This is a genomic window from Prochlorococcus marinus str. NATL2A, from assembly GCF_000012465.1.
GTDB lineage: Bacteria > Cyanobacteriota > Cyanobacteriia > PCC-6307 > Cyanobiaceae > Prochlorococcus_B > Prochlorococcus_B marinus_B.
Map to the genome: position 1 here is coordinate 454072 of NC_007335.2, position 23132 is coordinate 477203.

The following is a 23132-nucleotide window of genomic DNA, read 5'->3' on the forward strand; positions in this document are numbered from 1 at the left end:
AAATTCAAATTGATAATGATTTATAAGGTCTTCTCAATGGGGTGCTGAGGGTGTCAGAGTATTGAGGTTAAACCTACTTATTTATGTTAGGTGACTCAATAAATAATTCCTCTGAAAGGAATTCTATTGAATTAGATCTTGGCGAAAAGGAAGATGCTGAATTATGCCGTGTGGCAACAATTGATATTGGCACCAACTCAACGCATTTATTAATTGCAAAGATTGAGCGAAAATTAAATACTTTTAGTATTGAACTTGCAGAGAAATCGACAACACGACTAGGAGAAAGAGATCCTCAGACAGGAGAACTTACATCCCTTGCTATGAATAGGGCTTTTTCAACATTAAAGAGGTTTAAGGATTTATCAGAAAGTTATAAAGTTGAGAGTCTTATTATTGCCGCTACAAGTGCAGTTAGAGAAGCACCAAATGGGAAAATCTTTATTGCTGAAATTAAAAAGAAGATAGGCTTAGATGTTGAATTGATAAGCGGAGCAGAAGAAGCAAGATTGATTTATCTAGGTGTACTTTCAGGGATGCAATTTGGGAATAAACCTCATCTCGTCCTAGACATTGGAGGAGGTTCGACAGAATTAATCCTTGCTGATAGCTCTGAGGCTCGAGCATTAACAAGTACAAAGATTGGAGCAGTAAGATTACAAAGAGAATTTATTAAAAAAGATCCAATATCCTCTCAAAATGAATTGTTTTTAAGGTCATTTATCAGAGGCTCTATGGAGTCTGCAATTGATAAAGTATCTAAGAGAATTGAAGCGGGAGAAATACCAGTTTTAGTAGCAACTAGTGGAACTGCTATGGCTATTGGGTCGTTAATATCTAATAAAGAAAATCATATGCAATCAAAATTACAAGGATATAAAATCACAAAAAATAATTTAGATATAATTGTTAGTCAGTTAATTAAAATGACACCTTCTGAACGGAGTCAATTATCCTCATTAAGTGAAAGAAGATCTGAGATTATTGTTCCAGGCGCTTTGATTTTGCAAACCATAATGAATATGGTCGATGTTAATGAAATTATTTTAAGTGAAAGAGCTCTTCGGGAAGGATTGGTTGTTGATTGGATGTGTCGAAATAATTATTTAAAAGATCAGCTGAGTTTTCAAGGATCAATTAGAGAAAGAACAGTTATTCATCAAGCGAAAAGATTTGGTGTTAATTCAAAACGATCAAAAAGTGTATCAGAATTTGCACTTACTTTTTATGATCAGACTAAGGGGATTTTGCACAATGATAATGGTGGAGGTAGAGATCTTTTGTGGGCAGCAGCTAAGCTTCACGCATGTGGTAAACAAATTAACATAAGTGCCTATCACAAGCATTCGTGGTATTTAATCAAAAATGGAGAGCTCTTAGGTTATTCCCAAAGTGAGCATTTAATGGTTGCTGCTATTGCAAGGTATCACAGGAAAAGTTTTCCAAAAAAAAGACATGAATCTTGGCAATTATTGGTTAATGAAAGTCAAAGAAGTTTGGTAGCTGATATGTCTTTACTTCTTCGACTTTCATGCTCTTTGGATAGAAGGCCAGAACCTTTGGTATCCAAAATAGTTATTGAAGCTAATAACAAGGTAGTTAATATAGAGCTGATTCCTAATAACTTAGGTCAAAATTTAGATCTTGAGAAATGGAGCTTAAATAAGGCAATTTTACTTGTTAAAAAGATTATGGATGTTGATATAAATATACTTTAAGAAGATATCTTTTTGTCTAATAAAAAGATATCACTTCGCTTAGGATTAAAGGAATCATTTTGTCCTTTTTGAATATATTTTAATAGCATAATCGAAGTAAATAATCCTAAAGCACCCGATAAAATTACAATGATAAATGGATTGAAGTTTTTGTTTTTTCTAGTATTTTTCTTCTTAATCACAGGGCTAGGTTTAGGTTCATTTTTTTTCTTTTCATTAAGTTCTTCAAGAATAAAACTTGTATCTAAGTTTAATTTCTCGGCAATTCTTCGAACCATTGCTCTAATAAAAACTTTTTCAGGAAGTGCGCTTTCGTCTCCTGTCTCAAGTGCAATCAATTGTTCTTTCCCAATTCTTAGTGAGGAAGATAGATCCTCTACTGAAAGATTTCTACCTTGTCGGGCTTCTCTGAGAAACTCACCAACAGTTCGTAATGAGGATTTTTTATTTGCGACATGAGAATTACCGCTTTTTCTTTCTTCACTTTTTTCCAATTAAAAACCTTTTGGGTATTTAGATTATTCTAAAGGCTCTGTAAAGTCGATTGTCTCTAAAAGATAATTTATCTCTAGCTCTAGTCATTGTTAAAATACAATCCTTAGTTTTTATCTTTAACTCGACCTAAATAAATGTGAATGAGTAGGATTATAAAGCTTTGATCTATTATTACCGATTTTTAGAGTTGGACTGATTATATATAAAGTTGTTCTGATCAAATTTTGTTCTTGAGATGTTTTTGCCATCTCAGTCAAAGGTATGACTTTTATCCATTCGTCTGGCCAAGTTACTCTATATGCAATTGCTACAGGGGTGTTCGCAGGATAATACTTTATAAGTATGGATTGCACTTCTTCCACATGTCTTGCACTTAGGTAGAGACATAAAGAAGATTGAATAGATGCTAGCTTTTGAAGGCTCTCCCTCTTTGGTTTTCCTGTCCTACCATCAGCTCTGCTTAGTATTATTGTTTGGGTTAAATCTGGAACTGTTAGTTCGAATCCTAAAGTTGCTGCTGTTGCTTGATATGCGCTTACTCCCGGTACTACTTCTACCTCAATCCCTTCATCATTTAATCTGCATATTTGTTCTGATATGGCTCCATATAAGCAAGGATCACCATCATGGAGACGAACAATTTTTTTACCTTCCTTATGCTTTTTAATTAAGATTAAAAGTATTTCTTCTAGTGTTAATGAACTTGTCTTTATCTTTTCACAATCATCTTTAACAAGTTTTGTAATTTGTATAGGAATGAGAGAGTCTGTCCAAACAAGAACATCTGCTGATTTAAGTCTTTGTTGAGCTCTTATTGTCATTAAGTCTAAAGCGCCTGGACCTGCGCCAACAATTGAAATCGGATTCATTGATTTCTCCCATTCATCGAGGAAGGATCGGGGAGCGCTTTTTTAGAAACATAAATTCTCCATATTCCTAATAAACCTGCACTAATTAAAAATAAGCTAATCAATTGTGCGATTCTTAGTCCTCCTTCACAAAAAGGTGGAACCCCACCCAAGCAGAGAGGATCAGTTCTTAAGCCTTCTATCCAAAACCTGCCTAAGCTGTAAGTGATTAAATACAAGCAACTTAAGCTACCAGGTGGAAGCTTAAGGTCTTTTTTATTTGCCTTTCTAAAAAGAAAAATCAGTATGCCAAAAACAAAAATATTCCATACTGATTCATAAAGAAAGGTAGGGTGAAAATAATCTATTGTTGAGAAGATTTCTGGCCTAAATCTATAAGGTATAAATAATTTCCAGGGTAAATTTGTAGGTATCCCAAAAGCTTCATTATTAAAAAAATTTCCCCATCTACCTATTGCTTGGCCTAATGCAACTGAGGGGACCAAAACATCAATAACATCCCAAAAATGTTCTTGTCTCCAGCGGCAAAAAAATATGATGGACAATGTACCCATTATCAGTGCCCCATGAATTGCAATTCCTCCTCCCCAGATTTCTAGCGCACTGGGAATAGGAATATTTAAGTTTAGGAAATTAATTGAACTCCAGAAGTTTTTGCCAGTGTAATTTCTCCATTCAAATGCAACATAATAAATTCTTGCACCAATTACAGATGCCAAAACTAAAATAGGAAGTAAATCGTTAATAAGGCTTTTTTTTAATCCTTTTTTTGAGGCTAACTCACTTGATAAATTTAGACCTACTAAAACTGAAATAGCTATTAGCAATCCATACCACCTTAAAGAAAAAGGGCCCAGTTGAAACAACTCAGGCCCAGGTGATCTAAGCGCTAAAAAAATATGTTCCATCAACTAGTTGAATTTATATTCCTTCAGCAGCTTGAACTTTTTCTACTTGTTTCTTTTTAAGAACTAGCATTATTTGGGATAAGCCAACTCCTATAAAGAAAATTATCATTCCAATAACTCTTGCTTTACTTTGTAAAACTATCTCTTTGTCAAGTTGCCCAAAACCTCCAACATTTGGATCTTCAGTTAATTTTGCACCTTTCTCAATAGTGTCGCCTTCTTTTATTAATAATGAAGTCCCTGCAGGAAGATTTTCAGTAAAACTTTCTCCTTCTTCATTGTTTAGATTAATTATTTGTGATCCATCTTCGTTAGTTTCTATTGAAGTTATTGTCCCTGAATTGGTTGCAGTAAACAAATTGTTATTGCTCTTCTCACCAGTTGGATAAACCTGACCTCTTCCTCTATTACCCCCTACATGAATTGAATACTTTCCAAAATTATAATTGCTGTCTTTTCTTGGATCAGGTGATAATACAGGGAAGACAATCTCTCTATTTTGATCCCCAGGTAAAGGACCTACTAAAATAATATTTTCTTGTTCCTCGCTGTATTGGGTGAAGTAAACACCTTGTGTCTCTTCTTTTATTTCATCAGTCCATCTTTCTTGAGGCGCAAGTTTAAATCCATCTGGAAGCATTACAACGGCTCCGACTTGGAGAGGAACTTTGCTTCCATCAGCTCCTATCTCTTGTAGGTCCTTTTTATAGGGTATTTCTACGACTGTTTTGAAAACACTATCAGCAGCAACTGCCTGAGGCACTTCAGCTCTTGTTGGCATACTAGCTACATGACAATTAGCACAAACAATTTTTCCAGTTGCTTCTCTAGGATTTTCAAATTTTTGTTGAGCCCAAAATGGGTAGGCCCAAGTTGGTTGAGGAATTAAAAATATTGAAAATCCAATAAAAACTGAAAAGAGAATAAGTTTTAATGAGCGACTCATGGTTTTAGAAATGGTATAAAAGTTTTTTTTCATTTATTGATCATCCCCACCAAGGATCAGTACCAGTTCGAAAATCAGTTTCTGTCCACTGACTTACTAGAACTTGATCATCCTCAATTGAGACATGAGCTATGGCTAGAGATAGAGGGGCTGGTCCTCTAACAACTTTTCCTGTTGAATCGTATTGACTTCCATGACATGGACACATATATTTATTTGCTCCGCTATTCCATGGCACTACACAACCAAGGTGAGTACAAATAGCATTGATTCCGTAACTAGTAATTGCATCCTCGCCTTCAACTATTAGGTAGGTTGGATCACCTTTAAGCCCTTGAACCAAACTTCTATCACCAACTGGATGGGTTGATAGCCAACCACTTGCACTTACATTATTTCCTAACTCATCTTTTGCATTTGTTCCACCACCACCACCACCAGCCCTATATGGGGTGAAGTATTGGGCTACTGGATATAACGCTCCTAAAGCAACCCCTGTAACTGTTCCAAAAGTAAGCAGATTCATGAACTGCCTCCTGCCCATTGAGGGCACATCTGCAGTTGTCATTTGTGTCATTACAGACATTCACCTATATAAAGATATTAGACCAGAATGGACACATAAAGGGTTATTAATCTCTGCCAAGACTGGCTTTTGACATGAGTTTTAAATCTAATGAATTGAATACTGGTAGCTTTCCTTCTCCAATCCCCTTGGAAGTAGACGAAGTAGTGGGGTGCTTAAGAAGGCGATGGGGTGTCACATATGATTTGAAATTGTTAATCAAAAAAGACAGAATATATTTACAAATGATGTGGGGATTTTTAGAACAACAATCTTTTCCATTGGACGAGGAGACCTTTAGAGAAAATTTAAATCGAACCCTAGAAATTATTAATCGGGCAGGTCAATCAGGTTTCGTAAGAAATTGGTTGGAAAATGTACAGGCAAAGCCAAGACTTGGAAGGGCAATAACTTTACCTTTGCCTATGGATCAAAGGATGGACGAATTTGTCCTTTGAGATTTGTTGTTAAGGCCACTAACCCAATTCCAACAAAAAACAAAAAAGTTATCGATGTTGAGAGAAGAAGCATGGTTATGGGATCAGTCGATGGAGTTAAAACAGCTCCTGCAACTGCTGAAGCCATTACTACTAATCTCCAAGCTGATAACATCTTTTTCCAAGAAATTATTTCTAGGAACCCCAAAATCAATTGAAGGATTGGTAACTGGAAGGCTAAACCAGTTGAGAGCATTAGCAGAAGTACGAAATCTAAATATTTTTCTATTGACCAAAGTGGTTCAACCACATCAGCACCATAACTTACTAGAAATCCCAAAGCTGCGGGTATTAAAGCCTTCCAAGCAAAGAAAATTCCTAAGAAAAATAAAATTGCTGAACCTGCAACTGATGGTGCTATTAAAAGCTTTTCTTTTTTTGTTAGACCCGGAAGGATGAACTTTAAAAATTGGAAAAGTATAAAAGGAAGAGAGAGAGTAAGCCCTCCATAACCTGCAACTTTTATTGAAGTAAATAAAAATTCACCGGGTGCTACTTGTAAAAATTGTATTTTCCCCGCTGGCATCTCTAATGCTTGTACAAGCTTCCTGACAAATAACAAGCAAAAACCTGATGAAAGAAGAACTGCAATAAGACTTTTTAGGATCCTTTGACGAAGTTCTTCAAGATGATCAACCAAAGGCATCTCAAGGGGTTGAGATGCCTCATATGAATTAGCTTTTCCCTTGATCCTTATAGGAGGAGGAGCTTTTAAAATATTTTCGTTTTTGTTGGAGCTATTCAGGTTGATTTAGCTTAATAAGATTATTTTAGTCGGAAATTGAGTTTGTAAGTAGTAAATAAGAAATTTTGCTAGATATTTTACAAGTGATAAATAGATAAATTATTGATGATTCCTCTTTCGGGATAAAGTTTTTTACTTGTTTTTTGTTGGGTCAGGCAAAATAAAAGGAGGACAATCATTTAGTGAAGATTCACCATAACTAGCATATTCTTTATAACCACCCATTTTTCCGTTGGTTTTCATTAAAGCGCTTGTAAATGCTAATAAAAGAAAGACTGTTGGAGCACCAATTATTAAAGCAGCACCAAATAAATATCCAATTAAAAACTCTGGGAAAGTGTGATTACCAAGAAACTCATGCGTGCCTAGCAAAAAGTCAATCATTTTAAACTGGTCTAATGAAGATGATAGTAAGTCATTAAAGTTCACTTATGGTGGAAATATTTCGCAGCTCTTTCAGCTTTCCCCCACAGGACCTTCCCACCCCTATGACTAACTGTCCCAGGTAGTGATCCTGATATCCTTTTTAGATTCTCAATTGGAACCATAATTATTGGTGTGAGTTTGTTGCCTCTCGCACGGCTAAAAAAAGAAGCCAGATCAGCAGCTAATTGAATATCTGTCTCATCCACAATTCCATCAGATGATTTCAGTACAACATGGCTTCCTGGTATTTCTTGAGCATGAAACCAAAGATCTCCTTTTTTCCCTTTCTTCAAACTGATTAATTCGTTTTGCCTGTTATTACCTCCTATTTGAATTTTTAGACCGCTAGGACTCTGAATCTCTTTTATATGTAATGAAGTTTCTTTTTTTCTCTTTAATTTAAATTTAGAATTATTTTTTTTGATGCAAATATATTCTTCTACTTCTTCTTTAAGTTCAATAATTGATTCTAGCTTGTTTTTATTATCCTCATTTTCTTCATATAGAAATGAATCAATAAATGATTCGCAGCATTGAATATCTGATATTTTTTTCTTGTGAAAATTGATTCTATTTACAATTGATTCCCGAGATCTTTTTTTTCTTTTAGCTTCTTTAAAAAGGCTTTGAGCTTCAATTATTTGCTTCTTTGTAGGGGAAGGTAAAGTGAGTAAGCTTTTAGCCTTATTTTGCATGGTTGTATATTCAGAAATATTTTTAATTAGTAATTCCTGAACATCTAGCTTTCTTTTTTCATGGCCTTTAGAATTTGCCAGATCTTGTTTCAATTTTTCTCTAATAGAATTTATTTTTCTTTCTACGATTTTATTCGAATAATAGATGCTAAGGCTAAGTCCTATCTTTTTGTTTTTAGCTGTTGATTCTTTTTTCCCCCAGACAATATAATCTGTTGGGCCTTCGAAGTTAATAGTGTAATTACTATTCTCAAGATCTAATAACCACTCTTTCCATCTTTTATAAATTGCTTCCCAAGTTTCTAATTCAATACTTGTTACTGGTTTATTTATTATTTTAAGTGATTCGTTATAATCACTGCTCACAATTTGTAATGTTAGAGCAGGACTTATTCCTTGATAAGTATCTTTAAGGCTATTCTTAAATGTTGATGGTACTAAACATATATTCTCTTTCCATGAATTGAATGGTTCAGATAATACAGGAACTAGGCCTTTAAGAGGTGGAGGAGATGTATAGATATCTCCTGTTCCTATCGGCCTTAATCTTGATTGACTCTCTTTGATTTGTTTCCCAAGAGTAATTACTTTACCTGATCTGTCTAAAAGTAGAATATTGCTGTGTCTACCCATCAGTTCGACTATTAATTCTTTCTCTATTTCTTTACCAGGTCTACTAGAAAATTTAAACCTTACTATTCTTTCAAAACCAATTTGCGTTATATCTACTAAAGCTAAATTGACTAATAAATGTTTTATTTGTTTAGCTAATGTACTTTTCTCGCCATATTTTTTTGGAGGCGGTATTGATACAATTATTGGAGACTCAGGAAGCCAACTTATTTCGATCCATGTTAGTTTTTCTAGGGTTCTAAGTCCTAATTGAATGGTATGTGAATCAATTTGCTGTGCAGTCTCAAATCGACTTGGAACTATTTCTTGGCTAAGTTCAAATACAACCGCTTTAAGGGTTGTTAAGTCCATTATTTGAATTGGAACTGTGTTCATCTATCATCCTTTCAAATTGATAAATAATGCAATTAACCTTTGCTAGGCAAATTAGATAGAGTTTATTTATGTCGTCTTTAGGAAATCTTACTGTTCTTACTGGCCCTAGCGGGGTGGGTAAAGGAACAATTGTTAGGAAAATCCTCGAAAGTCATAGTGATGTATGGCTTTCTATTTCTGCTACTACTCGTCAGCCAAGATCTGGAGAAATTGACGGAGAGCATTATTTCTTCTTAGAGAAAAAACAATTTCAAGAAATAATTGATAAAGATGGTTTCCTTGAGTGGGCTTCATTCTCTAATAATTTTTATGGAACTCCAAAAAAAATAGTTAAAGAAAAGATTGAAAAGGGAACTAATGTTCTTCTTGAAATTGAACTAGAGGGTGCTCGACAAATTCGAAAGTCTTTTCCGGAGGCATTTCAAATATTTTTAGCACCACCAAATTTATATGAACTTGAAAAAAGAATTAGAGGAAGAGGAACTGAAACAGAAGAATCTATTAGAGATCGTTTGTCCATAGCTGAGAAAGAACTTATTGCCCAAAAAGAGTTTGACGCTGTAGTTATTAATGAAGATATAGAAAAAGCCTTCAAGGAAATTGAAGGCTTTATGGGATTAAAACTTTAATTTAATTAATAAATGTCTTTTTTTTAAAAAGACATTGGGTGGAAAAGTAAGTCTGGTACGAATCTATTGAATTCAACGATAATACCTGCTGTGAGAGTGATCCAAATCGTAGCTACAACGGGGGCTGATCTAAACCATTTAGTGCGAAATAATTGAAACATGATTGAAATAAGTTAAGTGACTTTTAGGGATTAATAAATAACTATATTTAGCCTCTTGGACCATTAAGAGAAACGTTATTGTCTTTTGCCCTGAGTTCTCCATTTTTACCTTCTCTATTAGCTTGAAGTGGCCAAGCGGCTCCTCTTTTTAAACATTGCCAGGCTAGTGAAGTGTCGATGATGATTTCGTATTCTGCTGCGTTCTTTTTGCCTCTAACAGCTCTTACATACTCCCTACCAGACCAACCAATAATCCCAGCAATATATATAAACATTACTCCTGGGATAAGTAGATCTCCTTCATGACCTCTGTTGATCCATGCACCCCAAGGTTCAATGGGTGGACCAATTATTAGATGAGGCAGCCCGTCGTCTCCGCAAAGGGCTTTGCTATATCTTTCAAATCTTTTTATGGCTTGATCTGTGGAGGCGGTACTTGCTCTCTCTTGGAAACGGGGATTATCAGCGCAAGAAACCAAAGCAGAGGCAGTAAAATCTGTAGGAGCTCTATCAGCGTTTAGTGCGGGGCCTGGTCTTGCATTAGCTATTGGAGCTATTCCTAAGAAAAGAAATGCTGAAAGAAAAATTGATAAAAGACGACTCATGAGTTCTGATTTTTATCTGTTGCCCTGTTTTAATGGGATTTCAATACTAAACTTAGTTGATCAATAGCTAGAAATGTCAATAATTTTATCCCTCGAAACAAGTTGTGACGAGTCTGCAGCGGCTTTGGTTTCTAATGAAAAAGGAAAAATTGATTTGTTAGCTAATGAAATAGCTTCACAAATTGATGAACATGCTAATTGGGGTGGTGTTGTTCCAGAAATCGCTTCAAGAAGACATTTAGAAAACCTTCCATTTTTAATTGAAGAGGTTTTTGCAAAATCAAAATTACAGATAAAAGATATAGATGCAGTAGCCGCAACTGTTACTCCAGGATTAGCAGGATCACTGTTGGTCGGATCAATTACGGCAAGAACTTTAGCTAATTTACATCAAATTCCATTCTTAGGTATCCATCATTTGGAGGGACATCTTTCCTCGATATATTTGTCAGAAAAACATCCTAAACCTCCTTTTTTAGTCTTATTGGTTAGTGGAGGACACACTGAATTGATAAAAGTAGATGTTAAACATAAGTATCAACGTCTTGGTAGAAGTCATGATGATGCAGCTGGAGAAGCTTTTGATAAGGTTGCAAGACTTTTGGGACTTTCATATCCAGGGGGCCCTGCAATTCAAAAAATAGCTAAATCGGGAGACCCAAAAAAATTTTTATTTCCAAAAGGAAGAGTCTCTAAACCTGAAGGTGGTTTTTATCCATATGACTTTTCTTTTAGTGGTTTAAAAACGGCTGTATTTCGCCAGATAGAAAAAATTAGATCAGAAAATAAAAAATTACCAATAGAAGATATTGCTGCAAGTTTTGAATACATAGTGGCTGAGGTCTTAGTAGAGAGGAGCTTTAAATGTGCCCTTGACCAAGGTTTAAATTCTCTTGTTTTAGTTGGAGGAGTTGCTGCAAATGTGAGATTAAGGGAAATGATGCTTGCAAAAGCATCTGAAAATTCAATTGATATTACTCTTGCACCAATGGAATTTTGTACTGATAATGCGGCAATGATTGGGGCGGCAGCTTTGTTAAGATTGTCATCTGAAAGCTTTAAAAGTTCAATGGAATTAGGTGTATCTGCTCGATGGCCACTAGAAAAATCTGATTTACTTTATGATCCGATTCCTCCTTTTTAATTTATATTTTTAACCTTTTAATCTTTATTATGTCTTTAAAAGAAATTGATGAAGAAAATAAATCCACCAAGCTTGCAAGCTCAAATGAACTTAATTCATGGAAGAGAGGATTCACTCCTCAAGCTGAGATTTGGAATGGCAGAATGGCAATTGCAGGTTTAATTATTGTATTAATTATTCTTTTAGCATCAAATTTGTTTTTTTCTGGCTAGGAAAAAGTATACTTTAAATTAATATTTAGTTTGAATTTTTTGGTTGTCATTTTGCTTGTTTAGTGAATGCCGGTCCTATCGATGGATCTTAAAAAGAGAGTTATTAAGTGGAAAAAAGACCATCCTCTTTATTGGCTTGAATCCTTCAAAAGCTAATTCTTCCCATAACGATAGGACTCTAATGCGGATAATTAATTTTTCTTCGAGTTGGAATTATAAAAATATCTATATAATTAACCTCTTTGGCCTGATTTCCAAGTCTCCTCTTCAACTATCAAAAAGCAATGATCCAATAGGAGAAAATAATGATTTAATTACTTTAAAATCATTAGAATTTTGGCGGGAAAATAATAATTGTGATTTGTGGTTAGGATGGGGTGATAAAGGTCAATTAAATGGACGTGATCTTAAAGTTCTAAAATTAATAAAAAATTTTTCAAATTTCAAATCTAATGAAAATAATTATTCCAAACGTGTTTTAAGTCTTGGCCTGAGTAAAAAAGGTAACCCTCGTCACCCTCTCTATATGCCTAATCATTCTTTCTTAAGAAGATTTGATCTATAATTTCGAATTGGTTTTGTCAGTTATTTTCTAAAGGAGAATGTATAAATAATATTTGGATTGAAAGGGTTGCTACTCTATAAGAATATGTAAGTAAAATCATCTTATTAACTTATTTATTTTCTTAGGTAGATTTAATGGATACTCTCTTATGTCTTCATTGCTAGTTATTTATGACTCCTGAGCGACTGGGTTTGCTCTGGGGCATCACAGTTTTTTCTGGGGCTGGAGCAAGATTACTATCAGTGCTAACAGGACTTCCTGGGGTAGTTTTATTGTTGCTATCTGGCTTGTTGATTGGTAGATCAGGTCTTGGATTGGTTGAACCTTTAGATCTAGGTAAGGGGTTGGAGACAATCGTTGGTTTGTTGGTAAGCCTTGTTTTGTTTGATGGTGGTTTGAATCTTCGATTTCCTGGAGGGGCAATCAAGTCAATAGTTCTAAGAATTTCCTCAATCAGATTAATTATTTCATTGGCAGCTGGCTTCTTTGCTGCACATTGGTTCGCTGGGCTTGGTTGGTCAGTCGCAGGAGTTTATAGCGCGATTGTTCTTGCTACTGGGCCAACGGTTGTAACTCCTTTAGTTCGACAAATTCGACTTGCATCGCCATTGAGTGATGTTCTTGAAGCTGAAGGTTTGATACTCGAACCTATTGGAGCAGTGCTTGCGCTTTTGTTGTTAGAGCTTGTTGTTGGAGATTTACATGGCTGGAGAGAGCTTTTTCTTGGTTTGCTTTCAAGGCTTGGAGGAGGAGTTTTAATTGGGTCACTCGCAGGTCTTTTCCTTTCAGAGGGTTTGAAGCGCTTACGCTCTGAGCCTTATATCGGGATCAGATTACAACTTACTCTTGGAGTAGTTTTTCTGCTTTATGGCGTATGCGAATGGTTGTTACCTGAATCAGGCTTGCCGGCATCTGTTGCCGCAGGATTTGTTGTAGGACAAAGACCTTCTACACAGGCGAATGAACTTGATAAATTAATAAGAGAATTAGCTCAGTTAGCAATAACTATGCTTTTTCCTTTATTAGCAGCCGACGTTTCATGGGGTGAATTGAGTCCTTTGGGCTGGGGAGGTATAACTTGCGTACTTTTTTTGATGATCATAGTGAGGCCAATAGCTGTATCGATAGCAACTTTTGGATTGCCTCTTGATAATAAACAAAGATTATTTCTTGGTTGGTTGGCTCCCCGTGGAATAGTGACTGCAGCAGTTGCTTCTTTATTCTCAATTAGATTGGAGCAGGCAGGCGTTTTAGGGGCTGGAAAACTTCAGGGATTAGTCTTTTTGACAATATTAATGACAGTAGGTATTCAAGGTTTAACAGCTCAACCATTGGCAAAAATGTTGGGTCTACTGGATGAAGATAAAGATTTAGATAAGCCGACTAATTCGGGCTCTATCTTTACTGAATCTTGAGAGTAAAACCCAACTTTGAATTAAATCAGGACCATTGAGCGTTCCAAAAAGCGCAGCTCTAAGACTTTTCATAACAAGACCTTTTTTTACTTCGCAGCTTTTTGTAGCTTGATTAATTAAATCAAGAGCTTTCTCTTTAGAAAAAGATGCAGCATCTGTGTCCTCCAACTTTTCAAGAATAAACTTTAAAATTACAGCTGCTTCTTTGATTTCCAATTGCTTTTTGCCATCTTCACTTAATTCTTGCTCTTCAAAAAAAGGTTTAGCTTGGTCCACTCCATCATTAATAAGAACCATGGATGGCCCTATTAAACCTACTAGATTGATGCCCCATTCATGACTTGGAAGATGCCATCCATTTTCTTTAAATAAAGGTTCTAAATTTTCTAATAGAGTTTCTGCTGACATCTCATGGATTACTTGAGAGTTGAGCCAGTTCAATTTGTCCCAATCAAATTTTGCTGAAGCTTTATTAACCTTTTTAAAACTGAAAATCTCTGAAACTTCTGAAATGTTGAATCTTTCATTAATTCCTTCTGGAACTGACCAGCCAAGAAGAGTCATATAATTAGCCATCGCTTCAGATGTGTAACCCATTTTCTTGAATTCAGAAATGGAAGTAACTCCATCCCTCTTGGAAAGTTTTTTACCTTCAGAATTAAGAATTAAAGGAGTATGAGCAAAAACTGGAATATTTAGATCAAGAGCTTCGTAAAGAAGAATTTGTTTCGCTGTATTTGCAAGATGATCTTCTCCCCTTATTACATGAGAAATTTTCATTGCTGAATCATCAGCTACCACAACTAAATTGTATAAGGGATCACCAATTGAATTCGCTGGTGCTCTTCTTGCGATGACCATATCACCTCCTAAATCTTTTCCACTCCAAGTCATTTTTCCACGAATCAAGTCATTCCATGAAATTAATTTTTCATCACTGATTTTGAATCTGATAACAGGATCTCTTCCACTCTTTATAAATTCTGATTCTTGCTCAGGAGTTAAGTTTCTGTGCCTATTGTCATATTTTGGGGCTAAACCATTTCTCTTTTGAGTTTCTCTCATTTCATCTAGTTCAGCTTCTGATGCATAACATTTATATGCAAATCCTTTATCGACGAGAGTTTTTATAATTTGTTTATGTTCATTTACTCTTTCACTTTGAATTGTTGGGGATTCATCCCAGTTGATTCCTAGCCACTGGAGACCATCATATATGTCGTTTATATACTCTTCTCTTGATCTTTCAATATCTGTATCTTCAATTCTTAAGAGAAAAGTTCCACCTTCTTTTTTTGCAAATAGCCAGTTAAATAGTGCCGTTCTCGCTGTTCCTAGATGAAGTGTTCCAGTTGGACTTGGTGCCAATCTTACCCTAACTTTCAAAGCTCTAATTCGATTTAGATACGGGACCGACGGGATTCGAACCCGCAACTTCCGCCGTGACAGGGCGGTGCTCTAACCAGTTGAACTACGGTCCCAGTTTAAGCCAAGAAAAGGATTGTATCTTTAATTAAGAAATCCCTTGTACTGACCCAATGAGTATCATCCTAAAAATGCCTTCTAGTCAACTAAGAATTTATATTCTTGACTTAAGAAAACTATCTTTGTAAGTTTTTTCAATCAAATTCTCTATTAATTTAGAGACGCTCATGAAATAAAACTAAATAAGTAGATGACTTTTAAGGACGAAAACCAGCAGGTTCTATAAGCCTAACTTGATTCCCACGAGCAGTGAACTCGCGACCTTGGTCGCTCTGCACTACAACTCGGCCACCTGATTTAACACGAATAACTCTAGCTCTGACCCAGCCTAATGCGGCTGACTCAAGAACTTTTACGACATCGCCAGGTTGAAGATCCAACTCCATTCTTTAAAAAAGTAACTGCGGAAAGGGTTTTCGAACGCGCCGTGGAGGACTTGAACCCCCGACATCAGGTTTTGGAGACCTGCGTTCTACCAACTGAACTAACGGCGCATTTTATATGCCCTTTAAATCATTGTTGAACAATGACTTTTGTTGAGGAGGCCGAAACCTCAGCGGTCGAAGCGCTGCTTGACGCGTGTGGCTTTGCCCACTCGCTCACGCAGATAGAAAAGCTTCGCTCTTCTTACTTTACCTCGGCGCTCAACCTTAATCGATGCAACTTGTGGACTGTGAACCAGAAAAATTCTCTCAACTCCTATTCCTTGGAAAATTCTCCTTACGGTAATTGTTTGATGAATTCCTCCATGTCTCTTTGCTATTACGACACCCTCATAGGGCTGAACCCTCTCCTTATTGCCCTCACTAATTCGGACACCAACACGAACGGTATCTCCAACGTAAACATCAGGGAGATCTTTGCCTAGTTGCGCATCTTCAAAAGTCTTTATTATTTCTGCAGGAGAGAGATTCTGAATTGAAATTTTCTTTCCTTTAGATTTGGTTTCAGAAGCTGTTTTAACCTCAGAGTCCTCTGAAGCATTTGATTCATCTTCAATTTTTACCTCTTGTGATGAGGGCTCTTTCGAATCGACGGACATCACCAATTACTCTTTATTTGGCCGGACTTATATTGTAACCGCTGGTTTCTCAAATTAAAAATTTTTCATATATCTGATCTTTTCATCTCTATTTGACCATGATTTTCAGATTTAGCTTTTATTCAGTCGTTGATTGAGCGTTGAAAAGAAAAACTAGTCTTTTCTCTCTTTTCTACAATATGGAAATTTTATTAAAGAAAAGAATTTTTTCAATGAAACTGTCCCTCTTCATTTGATAGTTTATCTATTATTAAATCATCAATAATGGCAAATTTTGAGGTTTTTACTTTTTTACTAAACAATGAATCTTTTCTCTGATCTTCTTTCTTCTGAAAACTCAAAAATCCCCATAAATAATGGCCCTGTAATTAAACAAAGGAGAGGGGTTGAAATTAAGTCTTCAAGAGAGATAGAAATTATGCGTAAATCCAGCAAAATAGTTGCAACTGTATTGAGTGAAATTAGAGACTTAGTTAAACCTGGAATGTCTACACTAGATCTAGATAATTATGCTGAAAAACGAATAAGAGATCATGATGCAAAGCCAAGCTTCAAAGGATATCATGGCTTCCCAGGTAGTATATGTTCAAGCATAAATAACGAAGTTGTTCATGGAATTCCGAGTAAGAAGAAGATTATTAATGATGGAGATTTGCTAAAAGTAGATACGGGAGCTTTTTATAATGGTTACCATGGCGATAGTTGTATAACAATATGCGTAGGTAATACCTCAGATAAAGCAAACGAATTGAGTAGAGTCGCTAGAGAAGCTTTGATGCTTGGAATAAAACAAATTAGGCCACAAAACAAACTTCTTGATATTGCAGGTGCAATAGAAGATTATGTGAAAGCCAATGGTTTTAGTGTCGTCGAAGATTACACTGGGCATGGAGTAGGTAGAAACCTTCACGAAGAACCTTCGGTGTTTAATTTCAGAACTAATGATTTACCAAATGTTACTCTAAGAGAGGGGATGACTATTGCAGTGGAACCTATAATTAATCTTGGGTCAAAACACTGTAAGACACTGAGTGATGGATGGACAGTCATTACAAAAGATGGAAATCTATCTGCTCAATGGGAACATACTGTTTTGGTTACAAAAAATGGTTGCGAGATATTAACTGATAGAGGTGATTGATTTTATTTTAAAGGGGTGGCATTTGAGTAAATTTTATTTATAAATCTTGAATATAATATTCTAATTGATTCAACTAATGGCATTATTAAATGTGTTATGGGATTAGGAGATACTATTACTAAATAATCCTCTTTTTTTGCTTTTTGAACTATTTTTTTTGCCACAAATTCAGGGCTCATGATTCCTTGTGGATTTAATTTCGATTTAAAAGGACCTAATATTAATTTTTTGATGATAAAAGAATTTCTTTTTTCCATTAATAATTTACTTTTTTTTAAACTTATAAGTTCACCTATTAGACGTTTTGTTATTTCATATACTGGACTAAAAGCTATTTGAATCTCTGCTTCAGATGTATTTACCCATATTTCCTTAGAATTGTACTTATTTAAATTATTTGATAGGGCTAAATCCTCAAAGATTTCTATTAATCTCAAATGACTAAGGGAATTTATTTCTAAGGCTTTATTTATTTCATTTGATTCAATCATTCCTTTTGGATTAAATCCATGATTAAGTATTAAGATGTCAATATTAGCGAGAATACTTGAAAGGAGTCTTTCTTTTCCACAGGACCATAGAATCCATTCGTCAGGTTTGCCTCCCTCAGAGTTACTATCATTCTTTTTGTCATGAGTTAAGCCAATTAGATAAGCCCCTTCTTTTTTTAGAACCTCAATAAGAGACTTGCCTAGGCTTCCATTCGCACCGGTTATGGCAATTTTTAAACCTTTAAACCTTGATTTGTCTGACAAGCTTTTTTTCATTTAGTTGAATGCATTGTATTTCTTGTGAAAAAATCAGGAATTACTGGGTAATCTTTGTCTAATTAGAATTTTATACAGATTTAGTGTTGAGAACTTTTTTAAAAAGCCTAAACTTATAAAGTTATTTATCTCCCATCAGGTCTTTAATTAATGAGCAAGACCTTTCTGATTGGATCATGCGAACCATTTAGCGGTAAGTCAGCATTAGTTCTTGGCATAGCAAGGAATTTAATTGCTTCCAATCATATGGTTAGATTTGGTAAACCATTAGCCACAAGCCTTGAATTAAATGTCTCTGAAAGAGGAGACATTCAAGATATGATTGATGATGATGTCAGATTCGTTGGGGAGACATTACAATTATCTCCTGAGAATTTAATTCCTTCCATTCAATTTTTGGCGGCTTCTACTGCTAATGAGAGGATTCAAAAAAATATCTTAGATCCGGGGGGGGGGGTTGACGAGTTCCAGCTATCTCTTAATTCTTCTGGTGAGGCTATCAATATTCTTGAAGCAGCAGGTAGTTTGCATGAGGGGCTATTGTATGGATTAAGTCTCCCTCAACTTGCTAAAGGTTTAAAGGCTAAAGTTTTACTTGCTCATTTCTGGCAAGATAGTAGAAGTGTTGAAGCTTTATTGGAGGCTAAAAATCAGCTAGGAGACCATCTAAGTGGTGTTATTTTAAATGCGGTTAACCCTGATCAAATCAAAGATATTAAAGAAAATATAGTTCCATCTCTTAAGGCATTAGGTTTAGAGATCTTTGGAGTAATGCCTAGGTCTCCTTTGTTGAGGAGTGTCACTGTTGAAGAATTGGTGAGACGTTTAAATGCTCGAGTTATTTGTTGTTCTGACAGGCTTGAGTTGATGGTCGAGACATTAAGCATAGGGGCGATGAGTGTTAATTCTGCAATGGAATTTTTTCGAAGAAGGCGTAATATGGCCGTAGTGACCGGAGCAGATCGAACAGATATACAATTGGCTGCTTTGGAAGCTTCGACTCAATGTTTAATATTAACAGGAGCTGGCGAACCTCTACCACAATTGATTAATAGATCAGAAGAGTTAGATGTTCCATTGCTAAAAGTTGATAGAGATACTCTTTCAACAGTTGAGGTCATTGAACAAGCCTTTGGTCATGTTCGTCTTCATGAGACAGTCAAAGCTACTTATGCTTTTCGTTTAGTACAAGAACATTGCGATCTCGATCGAATCTTTAAAACTTTAGGAATTTCTTCTTGAGTTGATGAATAATGGCTACCTTTAAATTATCTGAATTAGTATGTCCTTGAGTCGATCACTCGATCTTCCTGCATTGGGACGAGTTGATACTCTCGCTCAGGAATTGGCCTTGTTGAAAAACGAGGGGAAAAGAAGAATTGCTTTTTTAGGTAGTCGGCATGTACCTGTAGTTTCTATTCATATTGTTGAATTAATAGCTAGGTCTTTGGCTCAAGAAGGCCATTCGATAATCACTTCAGGCTCTCAAGGTGTAAATGCTGCAGTCATTAGAGCGGTTCTAGATGTTAACCCCTCTCTATTAACTGTTTTGCTGCCTCAGTCTCTTGACAGGCAAACTGCAGAGGTAAAGGATCTTCTTGGTAGCGTTTTACATCTAATAGAGAAAGAAGACAATAATGATTTACCTTTGCCAATGGCAAGCAGTCTTTGTAATCAAGAAATTATTAACAGATGTGATCAATTAATTTGTTTCGCATTTCATGATAGTGAAACATTATTGAGTAGTTGCCATAGTGCCGAAGATATGGGGAAAGTAGTGAGCCTTATGTTTTTTGATTGATTTTCAATTAAAGACAATCATCTACCTATTGATACTTTTTCTTAACCTACGAAATATCTCACAATTATATTTACAAGCAATCTTGGCTTTTTTTCATAAAATGGTGAAAACAAATAGAAATTTTTATGCCCTCTTCTTATTCTTTTGACGTGGTTTCAGAATTTGATCAGCAGGAATTAGTAAATGCTATTGATCAATTGAGGAGAGAAGTTGATCAAAGGTATGATCTAAAAGACTCAAAGACAAAAATTGACATTAAAGAAGATGAACTATCTATTGTTTCTCTCAGCGATATGACAATTGAATCTGTAAAAGATATTTTATTACAAAAAGCTACTAAAAGAAATTTGTCATTAAAGATATTTGATTTTCAAAAGATTGAAACTATAGGAGGAAATATGGTAATGCAAATTGTTAAACTAAAGAAAGGTCTTTCTCAAGAAATATCAAAAAAATTAAGTAAGTTAGTCCGAGATAATATGAAGAAAGTAACTGCATCAATACAAGGAGATAGTTTGAGAATTACAGGAAAAAATAAAGATGATTTACAAGCTGCAATTAATTTAATTAAGAAACAGGAGGAGGAATTCGATATAGCTCTTCAATTCCAAAATTATAGATAGTTTATGAATATATAGAAACTTTAGTTATTCAGTTTTTTGCCATGGATTCATTAATAAAAAAACTTTCTAAAAAAGCAATTGACTTATCAGGAAAGTCAAAAAAAGAACTAGAAAGAACATGTTGGATGATTGTTCATGAGTATAAGCATGGAGCAATGCCAACGGAATATGATATTAGAGAGATTGATGAAGAACTATATTTACAGGTTTTAAGCGTAGCTAAAGAGATGATTTAACTAAACGAGGAAGGATATTTTTAGTTACCGAAATGCTCTTCATGCTAATGCTTAAATATTAGGTAATTATTTTTTCTGCCTAACAAATTAAACAATTTTGATTAAATCAACATAAAATCTTTTTAGATAATATTTTTTATGACAACTCCATTTCGTAATGTGACTCCGAATGGACCAGGTGGCACAACAACTCTTCTACTTGTCCTTTCCTTTACTGGTTTTTTACTTCTTACTCAAGCATTTTTTGTCGTTCCGGCTGGTCAGGTTTCAGTAGTAACTACATTAGGAAAAGTCAGTGGGGGCTCACGCAAACCTGGTTTGAATTTTAAAGTTCCTTTTGTTCAAAATACCTATCCATTTAATGTGCAAACTCAAGTTAGACCAGAAAAATTTGATTCATTAACAAAAGATTTGCAAGTTATTTCTGCAACCGCCACTGTTAAATATGCTCTAAAACCTAATGAGGCTGGAAGAGTCTTTAAAACTATCTCTTATAACGACAGAGAGATATATAACAGGATTATTCAACCATCACTACTTAAAGCACTCAAGTCAGTCTTCTCAAAGTATGAGTTGGTAACCATAGCTAGTTCTTGGAGTGATATTTCAGAATTAGTAGAGGATACGGTTGCAGAGGAACTAAATAAGTTTGACTATGTTGATGTTCAATCTCTTGATTTAACTGGTTTAACAATTGCAGATGAATATCGAGCAGCTATTGAACAAAAACAGATTGCTGAGCAGCAATTATTGAGAGCTCAAACCGAAGTTAAAATTGCAGAGCAAGAAGCTCTTAGATACGACACTCTAAATAAAAGTCTTGATGATCAAGTTCTTTTCAAATTGTTTTTAGATAAATGGAATGGTGAGACACAAGTTGTTCCTTCATTGCCAGGAAACGGTTCAGGAAATGTTCCTGTAATTGTTAGAGGAAAAAACTAATTATCCTTTCAAAATTACTAAAAAAAGTCCAATCCAAGTTTTACTTGAATTGGATTTTTTTATGACATTTCAGAAAAGATTTCTTTAAAAGCTTTTATTGTCGCATTTATATCATCTTCAGAATGAGCAAGTGATGTAAAACCAGCTTCAAATGCACTTGGAGCTAGATAAACACCCTTTTGAAGCATCAGTCTATGAATTTTACTGAATAGTTCAGTGTCAGAAGATTTGGCTTCCTCAAAGTTTCTAACAGGGCCCTCACATAAGTAAAAACCGAACATAGCGCTAATGCTCTGACCATAAATAGGAATATTTGATTCTTTAGCAGCAGTGAGGATCCCATCCAAAAGCTTTTTTGTAATAGCTTCTAATTTTTCATATGTTCCTTCTTGTTTAAGCAGTTCAAGAGTTTTAATACCTGCTGTCATGGCAAGAGGATTTCCGCTCAAAGTACCTGCTTGATACATTGGACCGGATGGTGAGACCATTGACATGATTTCTTTACGGCCTCCATAAGCTCCTACTGGAAGGCCACCCCCAATTACTTTACCCATAGTCGTCAAATCAGGGGTAACTCCAAAACGCTCTTGTGCTCCCCCATAGCTGATTCGAAAACCAGTCATTACCTCATCAAAAACCAAAAGAGCACCGTTCTCTTGAGTTACCTCTCTTAATCCTTCTAAGAATCCTGGCTCAGGTGTTATGAAGCCTGCATTCCCCACAACAGGCTCAAGTATGACTCCTGAAATAGCATCAGGGTTTTCAGCAAATAGTTCTTTGACTGCTTCAAGATCGTTATAAGGAGCAGTAAGTGTATTGGCTGTTGTACTTCTTGGTACACCTGGTGAGTCTGGCAAACCAAGTGTTGCTACTCCTGAGCCAGCTTTCACTAAAAACATATCTGCATGTCCGTGATAGCAGCCCTCAAACTTGATAACTTTATCTCTTCCAGTGAAGGCTCTCATTAAACGGAGAACAGCCATACATGCTTCAGTACCACTATTGACGAAGCGGACCATTTCAACGCTAGGTACGGCATCTATAACCATTTCAGCGAGCTGGTTTTCCAGAACACAAGGTGCTCCGAAGCTCGTACCTTTTTCAAGTGTTTCTTGAAGGGCTGCTATTACCTCAGGGTGAGCATGGCCACAAATCGCAGGCCCCCAACTGCCAACATAGTCGATGTATCTGTTCCCATCAACATCCCAAGCATAGGGACCTTTAACTCGATCAAAAACGATTGGATCCCCTTCAACAGATTTGAAAGCCCTTACAGGTGAACTGACTCCACCAGGCATCAAATTTTTGGCAGCACCAAAAATCTCTTCAGATCTTTTTGTGTTCAACGCGTCTGTCACAGCACCTCAGCGAATGAGCTCATAAACACAGTCAGTCATAATGGCCTAAAAGTGACTGATTCGTCTAAATTTTTGAATCTGTTCAGCATCTGGTTATTTTTTTTAATCCTTAATAAATTCTATCTTCCTAATTG

28 protein-coding genes and 2 tRNA genes are annotated in these 23132 nt (G+C 35.6%); 13 read left to right on the forward strand and 17 right to left on the reverse strand.

The genetic code is table 11. The features are described from left to right. Positions 1 to 83 precede the first annotated feature (83 nt). Positions 84 to 1718, forward strand: a complete 1635-nt coding sequence (locus tag PMN2A_RS02405; protein ID WP_011294422.1) for a Ppx/GppA phosphatase family protein — start codon at positions 84 to 86, stop codon at positions 1716 to 1718. Here the strand turns inward: PMN2A_RS02405 and PMN2A_RS02410 are convergent. From PMN2A_RS02410 to petC, 5 genes are all read right to left on the reverse strand, one after another. Further along, positions 1715 to 2212: a helix-turn-helix domain-containing protein gene (locus PMN2A_RS02410; RefSeq protein WP_011294423.1), complete on the reverse strand. Its 498-nt coding sequence runs from the start codon at positions 2210 to 2212 to the stop codon at positions 1715 to 1717. The genes PMN2A_RS02405 and PMN2A_RS02410 overlap by 4 nt on opposite strands. 117 nt (positions 2213 to 2329) lie before the next feature. After that, positions 2330 to 3082 carry a precorrin-4 C(11)-methyltransferase gene (gene cobM / locus PMN2A_RS02415; RefSeq protein ID WP_011294424.1) on the reverse strand — a complete coding sequence of 251 codons (753 nt, stop codon included), beginning with the start codon at positions 3080 to 3082 and terminating at the stop codon, positions 2330 to 2332. Beyond that, entirely contained in the window at positions 3079 to 3990 is a 912-nt protein-coding gene (gene lgt, locus PMN2A_RS02420; RefSeq protein WP_011294425.1) for a prolipoprotein diacylglyceryl transferase, read from the reverse strand. Before lgt ends, cobM begins: the two co-directional genes overlap by 4 nt. Positions 3991 to 4003: 13 nt before the next feature. Next, positions 4004 to 4936, reverse strand: a complete 933-nt coding sequence (gene petA / locus PMN2A_RS02425) for a cytochrome f (protein WP_041710938.1) — start codon at positions 4934 to 4936, stop codon at positions 4004 to 4006. Positions 4937 to 4976: 40 nt separating this feature from the next. After that, entirely contained in the window at positions 4977 to 5513 is a 537-nt protein-coding gene (gene petC, locus PMN2A_RS02430) for a cytochrome b6-f complex iron-sulfur subunit (RefSeq protein WP_011294427.1), read from the reverse strand. Positions 5514 to 5596: 83 nt separating this feature from the next. On the opposite strand from petC, the gene PMN2A_RS02435 reads away from it, so the two are divergent. Further along, positions 5597 to 5959 carry a DUF3067 family protein gene (locus PMN2A_RS02435; RefSeq protein ID WP_011294428.1) on the forward strand — a complete coding sequence of 121 codons (363 nt, stop codon included), beginning with the start codon at positions 5597 to 5599 and terminating at the stop codon, positions 5957 to 5959. On the opposite strand, the gene tatC is transcribed toward PMN2A_RS02435, so the two are convergent. The 3 genes from tatC to PMN2A_RS02450 form a co-directional block, all read right to left on the reverse strand. Further along, the gene (tatC, locus tag PMN2A_RS02440) at positions 5925 to 6644 is read right to left on the reverse strand and encodes a twin-arginine translocase subunit TatC (protein WP_011294429.1); all 720 of its coding nucleotides are present in this window, start codon (positions 6642 to 6644) and stop codon (positions 5925 to 5927) included. The genes PMN2A_RS02435 and tatC overlap by 35 nt on opposite strands. 231 nt (positions 6645 to 6875) lie before the next feature. Continuing rightward, positions 6876 to 7127, reverse strand: coding sequence for a hypothetical protein (locus PMN2A_RS02445; protein WP_011294430.1), 252 nt, complete (start codon positions 7125 to 7127; stop codon positions 6876 to 6878). A 41-nt stretch (positions 7128 to 7168) separates the two neighbouring features. After that, a complete protein-coding gene (locus tag PMN2A_RS02450) occupies positions 7169 to 8872 on the reverse strand; it encodes an Rqc2 family fibronectin-binding protein (RefSeq protein WP_011294431.1) in 1704 nt (567 codons plus the stop codon). 68 nt (positions 8873 to 8940) lie between these two features. On the opposite strand from PMN2A_RS02450, the gene gmk reads away from it, so the two are divergent. Further along, positions 8941 to 9501, forward strand: coding sequence for a guanylate kinase (gene gmk, locus PMN2A_RS02455; protein ID WP_011294432.1), 561 nt, complete (start codon positions 8941 to 8943; stop codon positions 9499 to 9501). A gap of 23 nt (positions 9502 to 9524) precedes the next feature. Here gmk and psaJ read toward each other — a convergent pair whose 3' ends face one another. Next, entirely contained in the window at positions 9525 to 9662 is a 138-nt protein-coding gene (gene psaJ / locus PMN2A_RS10055; protein ID WP_011294433.1) for a photosystem I reaction center subunit IX, read from the reverse strand. Between the two features lie 47 nt (positions 9663 to 9709). Further along, positions 9710 to 10267 carry a photosystem I PsaF protein (subunit III) gene (locus PMN2A_RS02460; protein WP_011294434.1) on the reverse strand — a complete coding sequence of 186 codons (558 nt, stop codon included), beginning with the start codon at positions 10265 to 10267 and terminating at the stop codon, positions 9710 to 9712. Between the two features lie 73 nt (positions 10268 to 10340). Here PMN2A_RS02460 and tsaD point away from each other — a divergent pair, with 73 nt between their 5' ends. From tsaD to PMN2A_RS02480, 4 genes are all read left to right on the forward strand, one after another. Next, positions 10341 to 11411, forward strand: a complete 1071-nt coding sequence (tsaD, locus tag PMN2A_RS02465) for a tRNA (adenosine(37)-N6)-threonylcarbamoyltransferase complex transferase subunit TsaD (protein ID WP_011294435.1) — start codon at positions 10341 to 10343, stop codon at positions 11409 to 11411. A 29-nt stretch (positions 11412 to 11440) separates the two neighbouring features. Beyond that, complete coding sequence (locus PMN2A_RS02470) at positions 11441 to 11623, forward strand: hypothetical protein (protein ID WP_011294436.1); 183 nt, start codon at positions 11441 to 11443, stop codon at positions 11621 to 11623. A 55-nt stretch (positions 11624 to 11678) separates the two neighbouring features. After that, positions 11679 to 12188: a DUF1643 domain-containing protein gene (locus PMN2A_RS02475; RefSeq protein ID WP_225866323.1), complete on the forward strand. Its 510-nt coding sequence runs from the start codon at positions 11679 to 11681 to the stop codon at positions 12186 to 12188. A gap of 170 nt (positions 12189 to 12358) precedes the next feature. Beyond that, the gene (locus tag PMN2A_RS02480) at positions 12359 to 13603 is read left to right on the forward strand and encodes a cation:proton antiporter (protein ID WP_011294438.1); all 1245 of its coding nucleotides are present in this window, start codon (positions 12359 to 12361) and stop codon (positions 13601 to 13603) included. On the opposite strand, the gene gltX is transcribed toward PMN2A_RS02480, so the two are convergent. The 5 genes from gltX to rplS all read right to left on the reverse strand — a co-directional run bounded on the left by gltX (position 13559) and on the right by rplS (position 16130). Then, positions 13559 to 14989 (reverse strand): glutamate--tRNA ligase, encoded by a 1431-nt coding sequence (gltX, locus tag PMN2A_RS02485; RefSeq protein ID WP_011294439.1) that lies wholly within the window; start codon positions 14987 to 14989, stop codon positions 13559 to 13561. The genes PMN2A_RS02480 and gltX overlap by 45 nt on opposite strands. Before the next feature lie 21 nt (positions 14990 to 15010). Then, a tRNA-Asp gene (locus tag PMN2A_RS02490) sits at positions 15011 to 15084 on the reverse strand. A 201-nt stretch (positions 15085 to 15285) separates the two neighbouring features. Beyond that, positions 15286 to 15474 carry a hyperconserved protein Hcp gene (locus PMN2A_RS02495; RefSeq protein ID WP_006043540.1) on the reverse strand — a complete coding sequence of 63 codons (189 nt, stop codon included), beginning with the start codon at positions 15472 to 15474 and terminating at the stop codon, positions 15286 to 15288. Positions 15475 to 15509: 35 nt separating this feature from the next. Then, positions 15510 to 15582: transfer RNA gene (locus tag PMN2A_RS02500), tRNA-Trp, on the reverse strand. Positions 15583 to 15641: 59 nt separating this feature from the next. Beyond that, a complete protein-coding gene (gene rplS / locus PMN2A_RS02505; protein ID WP_011294440.1) occupies positions 15642 to 16130 on the reverse strand; it encodes a 50S ribosomal protein L19 in 489 nt (162 codons plus the stop codon). 301 nt (positions 16131 to 16431) lie between these two features. Here rplS and map point away from each other — a divergent pair, with 301 nt between their 5' ends. Continuing rightward, positions 16432 to 17271 (forward strand): type I methionyl aminopeptidase, encoded by an 840-nt coding sequence (gene map, locus PMN2A_RS02510; protein WP_011294441.1) that lies wholly within the window; start codon positions 16432 to 16434, stop codon positions 17269 to 17271. A gap of 2 nt (positions 17272 to 17273) precedes the next feature. Here the strand turns inward: map and PMN2A_RS02515 are convergent, their stop codons facing one another. After that, on the reverse strand, positions 17274 to 18038 hold the full coding sequence (locus PMN2A_RS02515; RefSeq protein ID WP_011294442.1) for an SDR family oxidoreductase: 765 nt from the start codon (positions 18036 to 18038) through the stop codon (positions 17274 to 17276). Between the two features lie 150 nt (positions 18039 to 18188). Between PMN2A_RS02515 and PMN2A_RS02520 the strand changes: the two genes are divergently transcribed. The 5 genes from PMN2A_RS02520 (at position 18189) to PMN2A_RS02540 (ending at position 21640) form a co-directional block, all read left to right on the forward strand. Next, complete coding sequence (locus PMN2A_RS02520; protein WP_011294443.1) at positions 18189 to 19280, forward strand: phosphotransacetylase family protein; 1092 nt, start codon at positions 18189 to 18191, stop codon at positions 19278 to 19280. 40 nt (positions 19281 to 19320) lie between these two features. Continuing rightward, complete coding sequence (locus PMN2A_RS02525) at positions 19321 to 19839, forward strand: hypothetical protein (RefSeq protein WP_011294444.1); 519 nt, start codon at positions 19321 to 19323, stop codon at positions 19837 to 19839. A gap of 125 nt (positions 19840 to 19964) precedes the next feature. Beyond that, a complete protein-coding gene (locus tag PMN2A_RS02530) occupies positions 19965 to 20462 on the forward strand; it encodes a YajQ family cyclic di-GMP-binding protein (RefSeq protein ID WP_011294445.1) in 498 nt (165 codons plus the stop codon). A 41-nt stretch (positions 20463 to 20503) separates the two neighbouring features. Beyond that, positions 20504 to 20698 carry a hypothetical protein gene (locus tag PMN2A_RS02535; RefSeq protein ID WP_011294446.1) on the forward strand — a complete coding sequence of 65 codons (195 nt, stop codon included), beginning with the start codon at positions 20504 to 20506 and terminating at the stop codon, positions 20696 to 20698. 138 nt (positions 20699 to 20836) lie between these two features. Continuing rightward, on the forward strand, positions 20837 to 21640 hold the full coding sequence (locus PMN2A_RS02540; protein ID WP_011294447.1) for a prohibitin family protein: 804 nt from the start codon (positions 20837 to 20839) through the stop codon (positions 21638 to 21640). A gap of 59 nt (positions 21641 to 21699) precedes the next feature. Here the strand turns inward: PMN2A_RS02540 and hemL are convergent, their stop codons facing one another. Further along, positions 21700 to 22986, reverse strand: coding sequence for a glutamate-1-semialdehyde 2,1-aminomutase (gene hemL / locus PMN2A_RS02545; protein ID WP_041711150.1), 1287 nt, complete (start codon positions 22984 to 22986; stop codon positions 21700 to 21702). Between the last annotated feature and the right edge of the window lie 146 nt (positions 22987 to 23132).